Here is an 18356-nt window from a genome sequence, read left to right as displayed (position 1 = left end):
TTTCACTACCATGGCGTTTCCAGCTTGCTTCCCTGCCTGCAAACTACTCTGGCTTTGCCGGATGTATCTATTATAAAACCACTGAACTGCCGAACCTTATAGTAATAATTAAAGAATCGCAGTCTTTTCATAACCTTTTGACGGGAACTAGTTGGCTTGAAATCGAGAAAGAACGCGATGTAACCAAATAACACGTAACGCGGGCTTGCGTTTTCACGAGAGAGAACCTCCCGATGCTCGCAAGCCCGCATTATTTGTTCCGTTGAATTTATCTTCTATGGCCTTAGCTGACTTGAAGTTTCACCTTAGTAGAAGACGATGTTGTCAAAGTACCCTTTGCCGCCGGCAGCAGTCGCGCCTAACTTTAACATCAGCTGCACACTTCCGGTAACATTCGCATCGCAAAGACCAGAAGCTACAGCGACGTTGTCCAGATAGAGCGTAAAGTTCCAATTCGTGCCGTTGTGGGTAAACTCCACTTTGAAATGATGCCACGCATCTTTGGTATAGTATTTATTCCCCCAAGTGTTCCACGGACGCAGATTCAAATCACTGCCCTGCGCCGGGCCGTCGCTGTCATAGAACCTCGCGCTCCAACCGAGATAAAGAGCGTTTCCCGTGGTTACGCCGCTGCCCATAAAGTCATATTCCAGCGTGTAGTTGACGTTCGACGCAAGGGTCATCGCCGGGAATTGATACATGCTATTGCCGTCAGTCTGCGTGATCTCAAGCGCCTTGCCGCCCACTCCGCCCGGAGCAGCGACAATCGCGCTGCCGGTGCCAGCCCATCCGGGAACCTGGCCAGGAGTGCTGTACGCGTCAAAATTCTCCTCAAGCAGGGCAGTGTTAGCAGTCTCGAAAGAAGCTGTTACGGTGACATTTCCGGCGGGCATTATGAAAGCGAATTTGTTGCTGCCGGCAGGCGGTAATGCCACTTCCATGCCATATTGCGTGGCCGTAAGTGTTTTCAATCTGTAGCCAACTTGTGGTGCTATGGTCAGCGTGACGTTATCGCCTTCGGCCGCGGTTTCCTTGTCCGAGATGACCGAGCCGCCGGTGATCACACCGGGTACCGTGACCGTGTATGCGACCCCCGATTTATGGCCTTGGTAGAGCTCGACGTTGTCGAAGTAGTTTTTACCTCCTGCCCCGCCGACCTTCAACATCAGCTGTTGATTGAGCGAAACTGCGCCGTTTACATCGTTCTCGTCTACGAGCACGCCATCCAGGAAGAGTTTTACGCTCCACTTCACGCCGTTGTGTTTAAACTCCGCTTTGAAGTGGTGCCACGCGTCTTTCGTATACGACTTTGCAATCCAGCTCTGCCACATGCGCAGCTGCAGCTTGCTCGAGTCACTGCCGCCGTCGCTGTCATAGAATCTCTCACTCCACCCGTTATAGAGGGCATTTCCGGTGCTCGCGCCGCTGCCCATAAAGTCATATTCCAAGGTGTAGTCGATCCCGGACTCAAACGCGATCGCGGGGAATTGATACAAACTATTGCCGTCGGTTTGCGTGATCTCAAGCGCTTTGCCGCCCGACCCGCCCGGCGCGGCTACAATCGCGCTTCCGGTGCCAGCCCATCCGCCTACCTCGCCGGGAGCACTGCGCGAGTCGTAGTTTTCTTCATACAGGACTGTGTATTGAACCTCAAGCTCCTCAAACGCAGCCGTTACGACGACGTCCTCATCAGGCATGAGGATTACATGGCTGCCGCTGGCAAGCGTCTGCTCCACTCCGTTGATCTTGATCCAGGACAGCGCATAGCCGTCGTCCGGGACGACCGTCAAGGTGAACGTTTCGCCATCACTAGCAGTTGCCTTGTCCGTAGTAACCGAACCTCCGGCGATCACAACGGGTACCGTGATGCTATGCGGCGTCTTCACGACCTCTTCTTGACCCCGATAGAGTAAGAAGTTGTCATAGTACGCTTTGCCGCCTTCATCGCTAAGGTAACCGTTTTTCAATTTCACCGTCTGGCTCCCGGTAGCGGTAGCAGTTGCGACGGGCCCGTTAGCCATAAGGATGTTGTCAATGTACAGCGTGAACGACCATTTCACGCCGTCATGTCTGAACTGCAATTTGAAATGGTGCCACTCGTTCTGGGTATACGTCTTCGCGCTCCAGGTGCTGGCCGAACGGACATTCATCATGCCGTCCACCGGGGCATCGCCGTCGAATAGCCTCTGGCTGTCGTTCAAATAAAAACTGGTTCCGTCGATTCCGCCGTCACCTCTAAAGTCATACTCAAGGGTATAGTTGACGCCGGATTCAAAGGAGATCCCTGGGAGTTGATACAGGTTATTGCCTGCGCCTTGCGTAATTTCAACCGCCTTGTCGCCCTCGTCACCTAGTGGACGGCCGACAATAGCCGCTCTGTCGCCAGCCCACGCTCCTCCGCCGACATTAACTCGGGCGTCGAAATTCTCGTCATACAAGACAGCATATTCGTCGTTGGCGTCTATCTCGACGAACGATACCGTCACGGTGACGTCCTCGCCAGGCATGGCGAACAAGTACTTGTTATTGCCGAGACTGGTCAAGCCAGCTGCGCTGCCGTTGACCTTGAGCGAGCCAATTTGCATCTGATATTCAGTGTTCGCAGCAACAGTAAGGGTAACAAGTTCGCCCTCTACCGCCTGAACTTTATTAGCTGTGATGCTTCCGTTCTCCACTTGGCCGATCGTAACGTTATGTGCCGTAGGCTCCGGATTATCCCCCGTGTTCACCATGACGAACACCGGCTTTTCGGTGACTCTTACGGTCACCTTTCCGTCAGATAACTGAGACTTGATGGATGTCGTGGAACCGGTCTCACTATTGCGCACCAGCTCGACCAGCGTAATGTCCTCGATATCCGCTAGAGGTGTTTCGGACAGATCAAGCTCATAATCGACATAGTTGCCGTCCACATCACCTTTGGAGGTGCCCAGCCAGAGCGCGTAGCCCTTGTTGTTATTCTTGTCTTCCTCGTCTTTCCCGGCGTTCTCGTCCTCGAAGCCGAACCGAAGGACGTTCAGCGCATTTTCGGGCGTCGTATTGTTATTGGTGAAGGCATTACCCGATGGATCCCACGCTTCTACTTTCTTTGTATAGGTTGGGGTCTCCACTTCCTTCTCGAAGCGCATGTCGCCTAGCCAGTTGCGCATAGCCGTGACATAGTACCATGCGGGTTTCTTGGCATTAGGCCCCTCGCCCAGCACGTCTTGGGTATCCAGATACCCGCTGGTATTGAATTTACCGGCGGTACCCGTTCCTGAACCGCGCAGCATGAACTGCTGGGCACGATCTACGCCCCATGACGCCAGCAGCAGGAATTCCCTGACCATCCAACGGCCCTGAATCTCAAAACCGCCGACGACGTTTTGCAAGGTTGCCGGATTGTCTGCTCCGGAGAAGCTAGGATAAAGATCCGGATTCAATTCGAGCTCGGCATTGACGCCGGGATAATAAACCTGATTCGCTTTTGCGGTGGTCGCCGTTCCTTGGGCGCTGTCCCAGCCCAGCTCGGAAAGCCACACCTCGGCTTTGGGATAATAAAGTGCGCGAAGATTCATAACCCACTTCATGCCGTACTCAAGGGGTACGTCCTGGTTCCACGTCTGGTTGGTCCACTGATCTTCCTCGGGCGCGACGCCGCCGATCGCCCTGCCGTTCGCGACGTCTTTGGAGTCAGGGGTGTAGTGATGCACGTTCAGCACGTCAACAGGGAACTGCTCAAACCTGTACAGGAAGTTAGCCTGATCCTCAGGATTTTCCTCTCCCAGCAGAGCTTCCTCTCTGGTGTAGGGATTGGTCTTCTCGGTGTCGTGTTTCCTGTAGTACGAGCTCCCTTCGAGGAAATAGTTGATATCCAGGTAATCGTCCGCGGTTCTGTAAGTCAGGAACCACTCTGTCATCTCTTCCAAGAACTTGAGGTCGAGGCCCCCCACACCAGCTATGGACAGCTTGGCATTAGGGTCGGCGTTCTTGATGCCTACGCCAGAATAAGGCTTGCCGGTGGCTTCTTCGGTATAGATGTAATTCCCGCTCCGGGACTTAACATCGATGTCCGTATCGTGGATCCACGACTTCATAGCGTTCATGTGGCCGTCGTAGTCCGCGCTGGTCATGGCCGCAAACTCATAACCGCTCACGCCCTTGAGGTTCAATTCGTTGCCGTTCTCATACGTTTCGATCAGGTTCAACCCGATTTCCTTGGGCGTGCCGGGGGCGACGTGCACCAGATCCGGATCGACGGTACCGCCCTCCTCCGTGCTCTTAGCGCTTCCGTATCTAGCGACGTGCTGCCATAAGCTCATCGCGTGACCGAGATAGGAATTGGGGTTCTCTCTGTCCCCATCGCCCTGGTAATTGGGCATGTTGTACGCGGGGTCCGTTCTGTCGGCGTCTCCGACATGCAGGTTCTGCAGACACAGATAGACCAACGCACCGGCGGCCTTCATGTTTCTATAGAAAGCGTCAAAAGCGCCCCAGGTGTTGACAAACGCCACCAACGGCTTCTCCGGATCGTCGATCATACGCGGATCGTTGTCGCCGGCGCCAATGTCGTTTCCGACCATGTATTCCGTCCAAGCCCACGTGTGGTATTCTCTGGTCGTTCCGCTGACCGGGACGACGTTGCCATTAAGGTCGGGGTCATTGAAGAAGCTGTTGGTGCCGACAGACGTACCGAAGTCAATGTTGAATTCGGGCACTGTCTGAGGTTCTTTGTTCCAATCAATCGGAACGATGTCCCTTTTACCGGTATCCGCGATCAGCGGTTCAAGCGGCAGTCCCAGAATAACGAACTCGGATAGGTTAACGTCCCGATCGACCGTAATCGTATCGTCCGCGAAATTAACGTATTTGTATGTTCCGCCGCTCAGCTTCTCGATTTTGAGTTTCGAGGTGTTCTTAATCTCATCGTAGTTGTAGCCGCCACCGAAGCTGGCGGGGTTGGTGAGGTCCATTCGGACCCAGCTGTCGTCGTTGTTCATCGCATAGGTGAACAGCTCCACATAATGGTTATCCACATAAGCGGACACTTTGACAGAACCGCCGGCGACCTGCCACTCGCTTGGCTGGTCCGCTATGGCATCTGATGTGGCGCCATATTCCGCGCCGTCAAAGAACCACATCTCCTGAAGCGTATGCTTCTGATTGAGTGCGATCTCTAGCTTGTTGCTGCCGCCCTCGCCTGTTCTCCATACGCTGTCGTTGGTCGGAAGCGCTTTCTCTTGTTCGCTGAGTACGGGCCGGTAGCCGGCTGGACTCGCTGCGCTGATCTGCTCAAACGTCGTGAAGTCCTTATAGTTCTCGTATCCGTCGAACAGCAGATAAGGCGACCCATCGCCCTCAGCCTTGCCGTCGTTGCCGAGCCAAGACCTCTGCACCGCCGCAACCTTGCTGCGGGTGATAGGCTTGCCGACCATGACAAAGCTTGAAAGGTTTACATCGGTGTCGAAGTTTCTGTATACGTCCGCGCCTTCCCACCAGTGGTATTTATCCTCGCTCACTTTTTCGATTTTGATTTTCGAGACTCTCTTAATTTCCTCATAGGTAAGGTTGGTATGGTTGGCAAAATTGCTGAGATCGCTGAGGTCTGCCTTCACCCAGCTGTCATTGTTGTTCATATCATAGGAGAACAGCAGCTCGTATCTCTGCTCATCTTCCAGATAGCCGTACACATTGATAGACCCGCCGATGACCTCCCACTTGCTGCCCACGCCTGCAGGATCGTTCGGGACGTCGGGAACTGGGTTATTCGGATCCGTAAAGTTCCAATAAGCCGAAGGGCGGTATGCTCCTCCGTCAAAGAACCACATCTCCTCCAGATCATGCCGCTGTTTGAGCTCGATCTCGAGCACTCTGTTCGTATTCCATGCCCCGCCTGCTCCCGATCGCCAGACCTTGTCGGTATTGCCATTCGGGATCAGCTTGTCCGCTTGGCTAAGTATAGGCCAGAAACCGGAAGGACTCGCTGCGCTGATTTGCTCAAACGACGTGAAGTCCTTATAAGTGTCGTAACCGCGGAACAGCAGATACGGGTTGCCGGCGGTCGTATCCTCCCCTTTTGCGCCAAGCCAGGATCGTTCCACATCGACGACCTCCGTGTCGCCAATGGTGACCCAGCCGTCGTCGTCGGTGACAGCGTTTGTCACTGTAACGGTCAGTTGGCCGGACTGAGAGATCAGGCTGCCTTTTTTGTCCTTCGCTTTGCCTATAATCGAGTATTCTCCCGGCTCATTGAAGGTGGATATAAAAGTAAAGGTCTGCGAATTACCTTTCTTGATCTGTTTGATGTCCCAGGTGTGCTCACCTGCGACAATGCTGATATTGTTGTAGGTACCTTTGCTGCCGTTATTGGAGGCGGTGACCGAATAGGTGACCGTATCGCCTGATACCACAGATGTTTTATCCGCAGTCACGGATACGTCGATCCCCGCCGCAGTACCTGCAAAAGCCGGAATCGGGATGCTCGTCAACATCATGATTGCAATAATCATAATTGCCACTAGCCTTCGTTTCATCAATTATCCCCCTTATACAAATGGTGTTCCCTGCGAGAACATTCTCAGCGAGCTTGAAAGAAAAGTACTTGTTCCAAGTTGATGTACCGTGAATCCCGTTCGGAAACCTTCGAATATTCCTCCTTCCTGTTTGTAATGGATCATGCAGTGGTCATTAAAGCTGGCGCGCTCCCTATTGACGTCGAGCCCGGTGCGTATAAGGTAACACATTCTATTGGTGGTATATATTGTATTTCACTGCCTTTCGTTTACTTTTAATAGCTTTACTAGAATAAGAGATCATCCTCTGCGGTCTGATTTCACACAAAAAAAAGAAGCCGGTGTTATCCGACTTCTCTTTGTTGATGCTATGCGTCTCCTCAAAGACAAATAGCTTAGAGCCGTCCGCGAACTATTTTCAACACTGTAGAGCGCATAAAAAAGGACGACAAGAGCCTATACTCGTCGTCTTTCCTTTTCATACGCCTAGACTGACCGATCACGCTTCGCTTGGATACTTAAGTCCCCATGGCTCGCGGATCCGGTCTAGCGTCTCCATAATGCGCACAGTCTCGTCGACAGTCAAGACTTCGCTCTCCTTGCGACCCTCGCGCAGGCACTCCATCGCCTCGATAGCCTGATAGAAGTGGCCGGACGGTTCGAGCTCGTGCTTGAAGTCGACCGGCTCCTCGCCGTTCACATGCAGCGTCGCGGCCTTGGCGAATAGGAATCTCGGAATTTCAATCCGCCCCTTCGTGCCATAGATGACGGCCTCGTTGGTCATGGACAGTCGTACCGAGCTGTGTAGACTGGCGCTGCGGCCGCCGCCGTAATCGAACAGCAGCGAGAACTGCTCATCCACGCCGGTCTCACCGATAATAACGGAGCTCGAAATCGTGGAAGGTTGCTCTCCGCCGTACACCATCGACGCGAACGAAACCGGATAAATTCCGGCGTCGAGCAATGTGCCGCCGCCTTTTTCCTTGTTAAGCAGTCGGCCTTCGGGATTCCAGCCTGCGTCAAAGCCGAACTCGGCCTTCACGATGCGCACGTCGCCGATCGCGCCGCTGTTCAGCCATTCTCGAACCTTGACGATCGTAGGCAGATACCTCGTCCACATCGCTTCCATTAGGAAGAGACCCTTCTGCTCGGCGAGGTCCGCAATCTCCCTAGCCTCGGCAGCATTGATCGTAAACGGCTTCTCGCAGAGCACGGACTTGCCTCCGCGCAGCAGCGTCAGTGCATTCTCTTTGTGGATCGGATGCAGCGTACCAATGTATACGATCTCGACGTCTGGATCGGCTGCGAGCTCCTCGCAGCTGCCATAAGCGCGCTGAATGCCGAATTTATCGGCGAATGCACGCGCCTTGTCGAGCGAGCGTCCAGCGACGGCGACGAGCTCTGCACCCGGTGCGTGCGGCAGCTCCGTCGCGAAGTTGTCCGAAATGCCACCCGGGCCCATGATGCCCCATTTCACAATACGTTGTTCTGGCATGAGTAAAGTCCCCTTTTCCTCTCAGATAACTCCACCTTAACCGATTCGAAGAGGATTGGAAAGCGTTTTCGGTCAAGTTATCCCACATTCATTGTTGTTGTCCATTGAACAAACGTGTCCCGATTGCTGAACCCAACTGTATGCTATGATATAAATAATTAGATATAGACGAATTCGAAAACGAGGTGAAACCCTTGCCGGAGAAGCAAACCCGCTCATCGGAACAGCATCACCATATCCGCATCCCCCGTTCCGCGTCTTCCGTGGCGGTCGTCATCATCGGGCTGCTGCTTAGTCTCATCTCCGAGAAATTAAACGTATTCCCGAGCTGGATCATGATTCTTATCCTCTCCATGCTGCTTGTACCGATGACCGTCAGTGTGCTGAGAGGTCATCATACCTGGACACGGATACTTGGGTTTGGTTTGGCAGGCATGATTACATTGGGACTGGTTACCAGCTTGGTGTTTCTGTTATATGCCTTGTTCAATCATAGCACTACCGCGTCTGATCTGATTGGCAGCGCCGCTTTGTTATGGATATGCAACATTGGCGTGTTCGCCGTCTGGTATTGGGAAATCGACCGTGGCGGTCCTTTCAAGAGACACAGCGGCACAAGCGATCGTCCCGATTTTTTATTCCCGCAGATGACCTTTGAAATCGCAGGTTGGGCGGCATGGATACCCCTGTTTCTGGACTACTTATATCTAGCTTTTAACACAAACACCGCGTTCAGTCCTACGGATACGATGGTTTTGTCGAGTAGAGCAAAGCTCATTATGATGGTCCAATCCTGCATTTCACTAGTCATTGTCGCTGTAGTGGCAGCGCGGGCCATAAACATCGCCTAAAGCGTGCAACGAAACAAGGAGCAGCTGCCTACTGGCAAACTGCTCCTTGTTCTTCTGCTGCAAAGACGTTAAAACGTGTTGTAAATATTCTCACACTCTTGCCCGGTCGGTTCATAGAAGCAGTGCTTCTTCCATCGTCCTGCGAACGGCTGATTATACCAAGTCGGCGGACAAGGTCCCGGATTGTCGAACGACCCTGGACGGAAATACCACAGCGAGAATTTGCCCGGCCAATTTCGCTCCCCGTTCACAGCTCGTTGTGCAAGGCGGCGCTCCCTCTCTCTTGCGCCTTGATAGTACAAACCATGCTGCAGCGCCTCGAAGGCATGCGGCTGGTTGATCATTTGGGGAATGGTTCGAATATCTTTAAAGTCAGAGCAATTCCCTCGTATACGGTTAATGCCAACATTTCCAACAAGGAGCATGCCCTTCTCGCCTTCGGTCTCAGCTTCAGCTCGAAGCAACCTTGCCAGCATATCAATGTCCTGCTTCCTGGCTTTTACGACTCCCATCGGCTCACCTCTTTAGATTTCTAGACTCATCATATTGTAGGTGAAGCGGATGTGTTACAGTCTAACAAGAAAGGACCATCCTCGGCGGGATGGCCTTTTCGATTCGTACATGCTGTCGCACGGATTTCATATAGAGGCATGATGAACGAACCTAACCCCCGGTTTCCTTCGTTCTCGATCCGATTAAATAACCGATAATCGTCGATTCGACCGGAAGAACAACTAGCGTCCACATTTCCTTCAAACCAAAGTCTGGCGAACGATATTGGTCAGGGATAAGGGTATAAACCAGCGCGATGAGAAGTACGCCGAGCGTGATCGTACCGACGATATACAGTCTTACATTTTCGCCTGAACCGAAAAATTTGCCGAGGAATCCAAGCTCCGCCTTGCGCTTATCATTCTCCGCATTCGCCGCGATGATCTTACTGGCTACACGCGGATCTTGAATTTCGAGTTTATTCATGCAGGCCCTACCCCCTCACCCGAGAAGAACGTGAAGGCCAGTGCCCAGGATGTCGTATCGTAATTAATGGTCACTTCGTAACGCAACGATAGCTTTCGGTTGTTCAACACGCCGAGATGAATCATATCTTGATTGCCGATCGGCTTCCCCCTCGGAAAATTCACGCAGGCAATGCGGACTTCATTGTAACGGACCAGACTGATATCCGTCATGAAGTCATCTCGTTCCGATTCCGTTTCAATGCAGAACACGAAGGTCAGCGGATCGTTCTCTTCCGACAACACAATTTCGATCGGATTCATATCGTAAGCGAGTACTCGGCCATAATACACGGCTTCGAATCCGCCGGACGTTATTCTCATCGTTATCCCTCCGCAGCGATTAGTCATCGTACAAGCTTATTAGTACAGTGTACGAGCAGGCGCGAGAGTTCATGACTATCCGTCCAAGATCAGTTCCTCTGCATGCAAAAAAAGCTTGATTGCTCAAGCTTTAATCGATTAATGGGGATTCTATTCTTCCCATCTGGAATGTAGGACACTATGACAGAAATTAGGTCGTTTATATCCAGGAAGAAGCATCTCGCATACGTCGGCATTAATAGTGCCAGAAGTCGTTTCCGGCTTGTGTTTGAAGCCCTCCATAAACGCATGTAAGATCTGGTGTTTGAAATTGATCCGGGGAAAAGCATCAACGACTTGCTGCCGCATTTCGGTTGAAATGAGATCGAAGTTCTTCCCCACCACATCATATCCGACGCCAAAATTCATCAGCGCCGCTTCCGCTTCCTTATATTCCACAATTCCAATCGTAGTATGAAGGGCAACCGCATCCCACACCACCCGAATGTAATCTTCCGGCAAACCGCGACTTCTGAGGAAATCACGGGCTGCATTTGCCCCATCAACCTCAAAGCGCTTGTCATCGCTTCGAAATGCGGGGGTGAGACCAATATCATGGAATAATGAACTGATATATAACATTTCAGGATCGTATTTAATCTGTTTCTGGTTCCCATTCATCGCTGCAAACAGAAATACACGATTCGAATGATTCCACAGGAGATCATCGCCATGCTCGCGCAATAATTCTGCTGCTTCAACAGCTAACTTACTATCGGGTATCTTAATCTCTGCTATATAATTCGACATCTGCCATTACTCCTTTATTTCCATTTCGGGTCGTATCGGTATCGCTCTCATGAGCCATACGAACATTTGCAAGATTACGTAGCCAAGTAAGCCGCCGCTTGCATTAAGAATGAGATCATCGACATCGAATCGTCCGATTGCGAACAAGATCTGTGAACTCTCCAAGCATAAGCTAACCCCGAATGATTTCAAGATAGCACCGGAGACAGTCGAGCGTTTGTTCAGGGACATCAAACCGATGAAAAACCCGAGTGGAATGAAGATCAAGATATTCCCATACAAGTTCATAAGACTATGACTCGTTTGTACATGAATTGCAGTGGCGATTTCTTTAAAGGGAACCAGATTTCCGCTTTCCAATCGATCGATTAAATGGGCAGGGTTTGTTAAACTCTCTTTCAGCTGCATCCCAAGCCATGTCACGTCGATTGAGCCGAACTTAAACAAAATGATTTTGATTAAAGCATACATATATAAAACAAACAGCCCGTGAATGAACAAATTAGTCCTACTCTTGTTATCCATTTCCCATCCTCCTCATCATTCACTAATGATAAGGAAAAGTTATTAAATAGGAGTGGGGGTAATGATAAAATTATTCTTAAAATGACTTTACAACGTGCTGAGGCGAAGCTCATAAAAATATTGCACGCTTGGATGCTTTAACTTTATTGTATCGCTCATATTTAGTATCCGCTTCTTTCCAACTCGTCTATCCACCAGAGCCAGAATATTTAGTAAGATCTCATTGCTCTCCATGCTTTCCTCTATAGATCGGGCTAAGAACTTAGTAGCTTCTACAGTAAAGTTTGATTTGCTTAATGTTGACTGTGCGGACAGGAGCTCTTTGGCAAGCTCGGATATTCTTCTACCTCTCGCAATGACTTGCAGACGCTCTTCCGGAACCAGACCCTTGGTCTCTTTCCTGATTGCTTCGATTTCATCTTGATGAATCGGAATTTGAATAGCAGAATCATTCTTAATTTCCTGCTCGGACTGATACCACTTAATTAGTGTCGTTAAATCATTCATATTGAGCACATTCTTCTTATCGACCGCAATATAACAATGACCTGCTTTATCAGGTGAATAACGGTAGCTTGTTGCACGGTATTCGACCCTGCCAATTAATGCAGGACTAAGAAAACTCTCCAGTTGTTGTTTCAATTTACTCCAAGACATAGTATCCTCCGATGTTCTGTGAGACAGCAGTACAGGTTTATGCTACAGTCACGATAATGGGTTGGTTCTTTGTAATGATAATCGTATGTTCATGTTGTGCCACATAACTATTGTCTGGGACGCATAAAGTCCAACCATCCGACTGTTCAATGGCATAATCAGCACGGGTAGACAAAAAAGGTTCGATTGTAATAACCATGCCCTCTCTTAATAGGCGTTTATCATGCTTGTTATAATACGGAAGGATCTCTGTCGGTGCCTCGTGCAGGGATTTCCCAACACCGTGACTGCACAGATTTTTTATCATTTTATAGCCGCCTTTTGCAGCCTCGATTTCAATAATTCTTCCAATCTCATTCAATCTCACTCCATGCGACAGCGAAGAGATTACTTTCATCATTGTATCGTGCGTATATTGACAGAGACGAGTTAAAGATGGAACGGAAGGCGCGATCGTAAAAGAGTGCCCTGCATCTGCATAATAGCCGCCAAGTTCGGCAGATACATCGATATTGATTAAGTCACCAGGTCGAATTTTACGACTTCCCGGAATTCCGTGGGCAACTTCGCGATTAACACTAATACAGGTATTGCCGGGGAAGTTATAAGTTGACTTTGGTGCTGAGACAGCTCCATGCCTTTTCAAAAACTGTCCTCCAATATCATCCAGTTCCTTTGTTGTCATTCCTATATGTGCATGCCGTTTCATTTCAGCAATCGTCAATGCAACGATCTTGCCAACTTCTTTCAAACGATCGATATCGTTTTGAGATCCAATTGTCACAAGAGTCCCTCCTGTTTATAGATAACTTCATTTTACCACAGGTTAAAGAAATCATATGGAGTAACAATCATAAGCACCAAAAAACCGCCTCTTATGGAGGCGGTTAATTGAGCGTTGTTCGGATCTCATTAACGTTTCAACAGATTAATGTGATCGAGATTCGTGCCGGAATTGAATATAAACGCCAGTTTATAGGGTCCGCGGTTGTACGTGATCTTCTGCTGCACCAAGGAGCCATTGCGAATCTTGACCGATGCGGAAGGTGCACCCCAAGCCGCGAAGAGCATACGTTTCGTTATTCCGCCGATATTCGTCTCTCGTTCCACATTTGTCCCGAAGTAGCGGATTTCCCGAACCTTGTTCAACTTATAAGCGACGGCATACCCGGGATGCCCCATCTCGGCCGAGTACATGTCGAATCCGTCCGCATCCGTTCTCGTCTTGTCTGGCTGGCCGATGATGCCAAGCACGTTCTTCCGGGTACTTACCCCGACTTTCACCCCGTTCACCGAGCCGGGAAACCTGCCGTTCAGCGCAGGCTTATAGAAGCTGTTCAGCAGCTTCTTCGCCATGGCCGCATCTGACGCGCTCATTTGCCGCATCGGCTTTGCAGCTTCACTGGCGTTAGCCTGAGCAGCTTCGGTAAGTCCGGTCATTAGTAAAAGGCCGGCTAATAATACGGCTGGCGCATTACGTAATATTCGATTCATGATTGAGCAACCTCCTGCGTAGCGTGGTCGAGCTGCATATCCAGCTCCTCCCCGTTAAGTTGCCCCTGCGCAGGAATGATTATCACGAACGACCATTTCATGCATGCACAAATTCGCTGCCCTTAAACCTTGAACATGTTCATAATCGGCATAATGGATTTAATCATCCCGTAGCCCATCTTCATCACTGGAAATGTTTTGCCCATATTCCCCATTAAGCCCATAACACTTTCGACGCTCCCAAAGCTTCCACCTAATTTTGCCAAGTTTCCTCCGCCTAATAATCCGCTTGCTAGGCCTCCACCGCCTAATATTCCGCTTGCCAGGCTTCCTCCGCCGAAGCCACCTGCACCGGAAAAGATACCTTTGCCAAACATCGAACCGCCTCCAACCAAGGACCCCATCAGTCCGGGAATAAAACTGGAAATCTCAGCTTTACCTCCGCGTTTGGTCGTACTCAGCTTTGTTTTCCGAGGACTTCTCTGGCCGGACAATATCAATTGTCCACTCTTTGCATCTGTGACCAAACCCCAATAAGAGCTGCCGTCGATAAGTTCGATAAACACCGGTTGACCTACCCATTGTTTGGCGCTGTTCTTGGTCATTTTTGCTTTAACAGCCATCAATCATCACCTCTTTTCTACAGGTAATACAATCTATTCAAGCACTTGCATTTCCGCCCTGTACACTTATTACCAAAATTATAGCATTGAGAAAATGGCGAAAGTTTCTTATTTTTAAGAGGCTATCGTTTTTTTAGGCTGCTAGAATTGGACAACTAGATTAGAGGTGTAAGATGAAAAGAACAATTATTGCCATGTTATCGCTTGTGTTCCTGCTTACTTGTACTCCTACGGCTTCTTATGCAGCACCTGCAACGATTAAATTGTTTCTAGAAGGACAACAGCTAAGTTCCACAGTTGCCCCACGCATGGTCAATCAGACCACGATGGTACCCATTCGCGTCATTGCGGATAGTTTAGGTGTAAACGTTACATGGAATAAGAAGAGCCAGATTGCGACTCTTGAGGGCGATAAGACGACAATCGTCCTACCGATCAACGGTACCTATGCGATTCAGGATGGAAAAATGCTGCGTTTGGAGCAGCCGCCAATTGTCATTAATGGAGTAACGCTGCTGCCGATTCGTTTCGTCGCCGAGAACTTGGGTCTTCTCGTGAAGTGGGACGCGTCAGCTTACGCTGTCCGTTTATGGAGAACGAATAGCGATGTATCCGGCAGCGATCCCGCTACCGATCCGAACGTGCCGGCAATCCCTCCGGATCAATATCCTTCGCTTGAATCCATTCGATTCGCCGATCATCGTTTAACGATCGGAACCAGCGGGAACTTCTCTCCTATCGTCTCCACGTCAACCGACCCCGATCGTTTGGTCATCGATCTGCCGGGCGTAACGTTTAATGGGACAATAAGCGAGCCACCCGAGAATGCGTGGGGTGAGGTGTCGAACATTTCTCCGAGCGATCCTTATGTTTCAGCTATTCATTATCGAATGAAGGAAGCGGATACATCGACCATTCAAATCGTAGCGGATCTCAAACCAAATGTGAACGATCAAATTGAAAACGCCGGCGACCCGTCTAAGCTGGTCATTCGTTTCGAAGCGAAGACAACGCCAAACCCGGGATTGAAGTCGGCCATTTATATTTATCAATCGCATAATCGGGAATCGTGGATCCCTGAATTGCCTGGCGTAACGAACCCCGATTTCGCATACAACGCGACAACCAATGTCGCGATGTTAGGCGCACGGTTGACAGGCGTGCTGCAAGCGCTTGGCGCGGAGGTCTATCATACTTCTTACGACTATGCATCGATCTATGGCAGCCAATTCAATTATGGGAAATCGTATGTTTACTCGGAGAAATCGATCAAGAATCAATTATCTCTGCATCCGCAAATCAAATATTTATTCGATATTCATCGTGATACGAGCCCCAGAAGCGAGACAACCGTTACTATTCGCGGATCGAATTACGCTAAATTGTATTTTGTCATCGGGCTGGAGAATCCGAATTGGAAGCAGAATGCTGCCTTCGCCAAGAAAATACAAGCGCTGATCACGGCTAATTACCCTGGACTGTCCAGAGGAATCTACTATAAAGATAGCAGCGTCGGCAATGGGTGGTATAATCAGAACTACTCGCCAACCAGCGCATTAATCGAAGTCGGCGGTACCGCTAATACATTGGCGGAATCGAATCGAACGATGGATATTTTGGCGCAAGCCATTAATCAAATTCGTTTGAGCGGCCAATAATTGGCTATTCGTGCTCAAGCCCTCGAACGCATAGAAACGGCAGCCATTCCTGGCTGCCGTTCTTTCATGTTCCCATCTACTGCACCTGGTTATTGAACAGCGATTGAAAATATCCGGTCGGCGTTTCTCCATGTATCCTAGCTAATTCTTTCAATCCGTATGCCCCATATTGTTGAAACAAACCATTCAAATTTTTCTGAAAATCTTCTTCTCGATCCCCAAGAGTCATCCGCTGTGCCAATGCCGCATGGTAGACCCATGATGATGGCAAACACTTAGGACGCCAGTTCGAAAATGTACCCATATAGTAGGAGTACGCTATAAGCAAGCTATCGTCCTCATAGCCCTGCTTGCCTGGCAGAAACCGATAATCGTATCCCCCAATGTGACGCAGTGCACTTGATTTGTGAATGACGGGGTGTACGAATCCTGCTCGCGGTTCCGTCGAATGTAATTGCATGCTAATCTCCTTCAATATCATGAGCATGTTTTCCAAATTAAATCCCTCAGCCAGCAGCACCGGATGTTTCTGGTTGTCATAAGGATGTAAATGTCCGCTCTCCGTTAATATGCAAGGAGAAATCATCGGTTCGTTGGAGTTTTCCAAATAGCTCAACAAGGGTTCATGCCAGTTCGGCGGAAAAATCATGTCGGGATGAATTTCCGAGATGAACGGAACTTCAGGGAAGTTCGCCCAAATATATTCGAAACAACGTTGTCTGGCTTTGGGTATTCCCACATTCTTGCCTTCTCCCAGAACGATAACGTTCAAGGAATAGGATGCCAGCAGCTTCTCAATCTCTTGCTCCCCTAAGCAGCCTTGATTATAGAGGACAACACAGCCGTTCTTCGAATAACTCAGACTTTCAAAACAAGTTTCCATCAGCTTCAAATCATAATCCTTATTATCCGTTCGAATAAAAAATGGCATCGTGTGTATGATTTCCATGCACGTTCTCACCCTTTCAGCCCGGACCTCATGAGCCAACACTTACTGGAAGTATATTAGAATGGCGCAAGTCTTAGTCTATCGTTGTATACCAGTTTCCGAGCAGTTCTACTGGAATAGGACGAGTTTGAACGAAATAAAATGGTGTCAAATGTATGTAAAGGGCGGAGGTCAAATGACTAATTTTAATTTCCAAGTGACGACTGGAATTCTGCCGAAATATGAACCGAGCATTGCGGTCAATCTTCTCATTCCAGGCATCATCCTGGCTACTGCGACTGATCATACGGACGGGGAGTCGCCGAAAGTAGGCCTCTATCGTTCGTTGAACGGAGGTGATACCTGGACTACCTCCTTGCTTCCGCTTCCGCCTGGCATATTTACCGGTGCGGAATGCGCGTCGGTGGCTTACAAATTTCCAAGCACCTTTATCGTCAGTGCCCATGTCTTCCCCGGCCATCAATTCGGATCGACGTATGTCTATATTTCGAACGATAATGGCACAACTTTCAGCAAACCGATCCTAGTCGCTCCTGGCTACGGAACGTACATAAATAATGACGAAACCTTCCTAATCGCCGATAACGGACAATCGAGCCCCTACTTGGGCAATGTTTACGTAGTCAGGGCGGATCAGTTCAATGTCGCTAACGGAGGCAATATTACGGCTTTCTTAGACCGTTCGAGAGATGGCGGCTTGACCTGGGATACTCCAATTCTTCTCTCCAGTGTCACAGATAAAGTGCGGAGACCTGCTGTGACGGTAGATGTAACGGGGATTGTTTATGCGTCTTGGATTACAGTGAACGCGCCGAATGATCGCTATTACGTTCGTCGTTCGCTAGACGGAGGTACGACCTTCGGTCCGCCTATCATCGTATCTGACGTCGACCCGGTTCCGCTCGTGCTTCCGGTGCCCGGCTATGGTTTCAGGGTACTGACGTATCCGAGTATATCCTGCGATCGTTCCATCGGTCCGAATACTGGTGCGGTGTACGCGGTGTGGCAGGATAATCGAGAAGGTTACGCGGACATCTTCCTCGCGAAATCAACCAATGAAGGGATGTCGTGGTCGGCACCGGTCAGCATTACCGGAGCTCCAGCTGGTTCACAGAACTTCTTCCCCTTCATCGACGTGGACCCCTTAACCGGCGTAGTCAATATCGTGTATTACAGCAATCAGGTAGATGGCTTCAATCTAGACATGTTTGTGGCGCGATCCATTAATGGGGCGCAAACGTTTACGAATACGAGAATCACGAACGTCTCCTTCAACCCGAATGCGGGGCAGATCGGTCCAACCCCGGTTCCCACAATCGGCGATTATATCACGATCACGAGCGTCCCTCCCGGCGGCTATATTGCAACTTGGATGAGCACGGCGCCTGGATCTCAAACGATATTTGCCGGATACTCCGACATCGTTATCCCTTAGTAGGAGCAACTTGTATCAAAAAAATGGCGTCACAGCTATTATAGCTGTG

Annotated in this window: 15 protein-coding genes; 3 read left to right on the top strand and 12 right to left on the bottom strand. The window is 49.8% G+C overall.

The window, feature by feature from the left end; translation table 11 throughout:
• Positions 1-305: 305 nt before the first annotated feature.
• Positions 306-6512 carry an InlB B-repeat-containing protein gene (locus tag BLW29_RS00385; RefSeq protein ID WP_090975357.1) on the bottom strand — a complete coding sequence of 2069 codons (6207 nt, stop codon included), beginning with the start codon at positions 6510-6512 and terminating at the stop codon, positions 306-308.
• A 478-nt stretch (positions 6513-6990) separates the two neighbouring features.
• On the bottom strand, positions 6991-7986 hold the full coding sequence (locus BLW29_RS00380; protein WP_090975356.1) for a Gfo/Idh/MocA family protein: 996 nt from the start codon (positions 7984-7986) through the stop codon (positions 6991-6993).
• Positions 7987-8180: 194 nt separating this feature from the next.
• Here BLW29_RS00380 and BLW29_RS00375 point away from each other — a divergent pair, with 194 nt between their 5' ends.
• Entirely contained in the window at positions 8181-8837 is a 657-nt protein-coding gene (locus BLW29_RS00375) for a DUF1345 domain-containing protein (RefSeq protein WP_256208243.1), read from the top strand.
• Between the two features lie 68 nt (positions 8838-8905).
• Here BLW29_RS00375 and BLW29_RS00370 read toward each other — a convergent pair whose 3' ends face one another.
• The 9 genes from BLW29_RS00370 to BLW29_RS00330 all read right to left on the bottom strand — a co-directional run bounded on the left by BLW29_RS00370 (position 8906) and on the right by BLW29_RS00330 (position 14265).
• Entirely contained in the window at positions 8906-9349 is a 444-nt protein-coding gene (locus BLW29_RS00370) for a cell wall hydrolase (protein WP_090975355.1), read from the bottom strand.
• A 151-nt stretch (positions 9350-9500) separates the two neighbouring features.
• Positions 9501-9815, bottom strand: coding sequence for a hypothetical protein (locus BLW29_RS00365; RefSeq protein ID WP_090975354.1), 315 nt, complete (start codon positions 9813-9815; stop codon positions 9501-9503).
• Positions 9812-10177: a DUF6864 domain-containing function gene (locus tag BLW29_RS00360; RefSeq protein ID WP_090975353.1), complete on the bottom strand. Its 366-nt coding sequence runs from the start codon at positions 10175-10177 to the stop codon at positions 9812-9814. The genes BLW29_RS00365 and BLW29_RS00360 overlap by 4 nt, the downstream gene beginning before the upstream one ends.
• A 150-nt stretch (positions 10178-10327) precedes the next feature.
• A complete protein-coding gene (locus tag BLW29_RS00355; RefSeq protein WP_090975352.1) occupies positions 10328-10966 on the bottom strand; it encodes an HD domain-containing protein in 639 nt (212 codons plus the stop codon).
• A gap of 6 nt (positions 10967-10972) precedes the next feature.
• Positions 10973-11491, bottom strand: a complete 519-nt coding sequence (locus BLW29_RS00350) for a VanZ family protein (RefSeq protein ID WP_090975351.1) — start codon at positions 11489-11491, stop codon at positions 10973-10975.
• A gap of 87 nt (positions 11492-11578) precedes the next feature.
• Positions 11579-12148 (bottom strand): SF0329 family protein, encoded by a 570-nt coding sequence (locus tag BLW29_RS00345; RefSeq protein ID WP_090975350.1) that lies wholly within the window; start codon positions 12146-12148, stop codon positions 11579-11581.
• Positions 12149-12185: 37 nt separating this feature from the next.
• Positions 12186-12932 (bottom strand): type I methionyl aminopeptidase, encoded by a 747-nt coding sequence (gene map, locus BLW29_RS00340; RefSeq protein WP_090975349.1) that lies wholly within the window; start codon positions 12930-12932, stop codon positions 12186-12188.
• Between the two features lie 128 nt (positions 12933-13060).
• Positions 13061-13642, bottom strand: a complete 582-nt coding sequence (locus tag BLW29_RS00335) for a YjgB family protein (RefSeq protein ID WP_090975348.1) — start codon at positions 13640-13642, stop codon at positions 13061-13063.
• A gap of 122 nt (positions 13643-13764) precedes the next feature.
• The gene (locus BLW29_RS00330; protein WP_090975347.1) at positions 13765-14265 is read right to left on the bottom strand and encodes a hypothetical protein; all 501 of its coding nucleotides are present in this window, start codon (positions 14263-14265) and stop codon (positions 13765-13767) included.
• Between the two features lie 173 nt (positions 14266-14438).
• Between BLW29_RS00330 and spoIIP the strand changes: the two genes are divergently transcribed.
• Positions 14439-15923 carry a stage II sporulation protein P gene (gene spoIIP / locus BLW29_RS00325; RefSeq protein ID WP_090975346.1) on the top strand — a complete coding sequence of 495 codons (1485 nt, stop codon included), beginning with the start codon at positions 14439-14441 and terminating at the stop codon, positions 15921-15923.
• Positions 15924-15999: 76 nt separating this feature from the next.
• On the opposite strand, the gene BLW29_RS00320 is transcribed toward spoIIP, so the two are convergent.
• The gene (locus tag BLW29_RS00320) at positions 16000-16872 is read right to left on the bottom strand and encodes a hypothetical protein (RefSeq protein WP_090975345.1); all 873 of its coding nucleotides are present in this window, start codon (positions 16870-16872) and stop codon (positions 16000-16002) included.
• Positions 16873-17047: 175 nt separating this feature from the next.
• Between BLW29_RS00320 and BLW29_RS00315 the strand changes: the two genes are divergently transcribed.
• Positions 17048-18307, top strand: coding sequence for a sialidase family protein (locus BLW29_RS00315; RefSeq protein ID WP_090975344.1), 1260 nt, complete (start codon positions 17048-17050; stop codon positions 18305-18307).
• The last annotated feature ends 49 nt before the right edge of the window (positions 18308-18356 follow it).

Source organism: Paenibacillus sp. CF384 (assembly GCF_900106745.1).
Lineage (GTDB): Bacteria > Bacillota > Bacilli > Paenibacillales > Paenibacillaceae > Paenibacillus_Z.
This window is presented reverse-complemented; position numbering and strand designations above follow the sequence as displayed.

Coding starts and splice junctions, on each gene's coding strand:
- BLW29_RS00335 (WP_090975348.1), bottom strand. CDS start 13,642: ATGAATCGAATATTACGTAATGCGCCAGCCGTATTATTAGCCGGCCTT.
- BLW29_RS00355 (WP_090975352.1), bottom strand. CDS start 10,966: ATGTCGAATTATATAGCAGAGATTAAGATACCCGATAGTAAGTTAGCT.
- BLW29_RS00370 (WP_090975355.1), bottom strand. CDS start 9,349: ATGGGAGTCGTAAAAGCCAGGAAGCAGGACATTGATATGCTGGCAAGG.
- spoIIP (WP_090975346.1), top strand. CDS start 14,439: ATGAAAAGAACAATTATTGCCATGTTATCGCTTGTGTTCCTGCTTACT.
- BLW29_RS00385 (WP_090975357.1), bottom strand. CDS start 6,512: ATGAAACGAAGGCTAGTGGCAATTATGATTATTGCAATCATGATGTTG.
- BLW29_RS00330 (WP_090975347.1), bottom strand. CDS start 14,265: ATGGCTGTTAAAGCAAAAATGACCAAGAACAGCGCCAAACAATGGGTA.
- BLW29_RS00360 (WP_090975353.1), bottom strand. CDS start 10,177: ATGAGAATAACGTCCGGCGGATTCGAAGCCGTGTATTATGGCCGAGTA.
- BLW29_RS00320 (WP_090975345.1), bottom strand. CDS start 16,872: ATGGAAATCATACACACGATGCCATTTTTTATTCGAACGGATAATAAG.
- BLW29_RS00350 (WP_090975351.1), bottom strand. CDS start 11,491: ATGGATAACAAGAGTAGGACTAATTTGTTCATTCACGGGCTGTTTGTT.
- BLW29_RS00345 (WP_090975350.1), bottom strand. CDS start 12,148: ATGTCTTGGAGTAAATTGAAACAACAACTGGAGAGTTTTCTTAGTCCT.
- BLW29_RS00315 (WP_090975344.1), top strand. CDS start 17,048: ATGACTAATTTTAATTTCCAAGTGACGACTGGAATTCTGCCGAAATAT.
- BLW29_RS00365 (WP_090975354.1), bottom strand. CDS start 9,815: ATGAATAAACTCGAAATTCAAGATCCGCGTGTAGCCAGTAAGATCATC.
- BLW29_RS00380 (WP_090975356.1), bottom strand. CDS start 7,986: ATGCCAGAACAACGTATTGTGAAATGGGGCATCATGGGCCCGGGTGGC.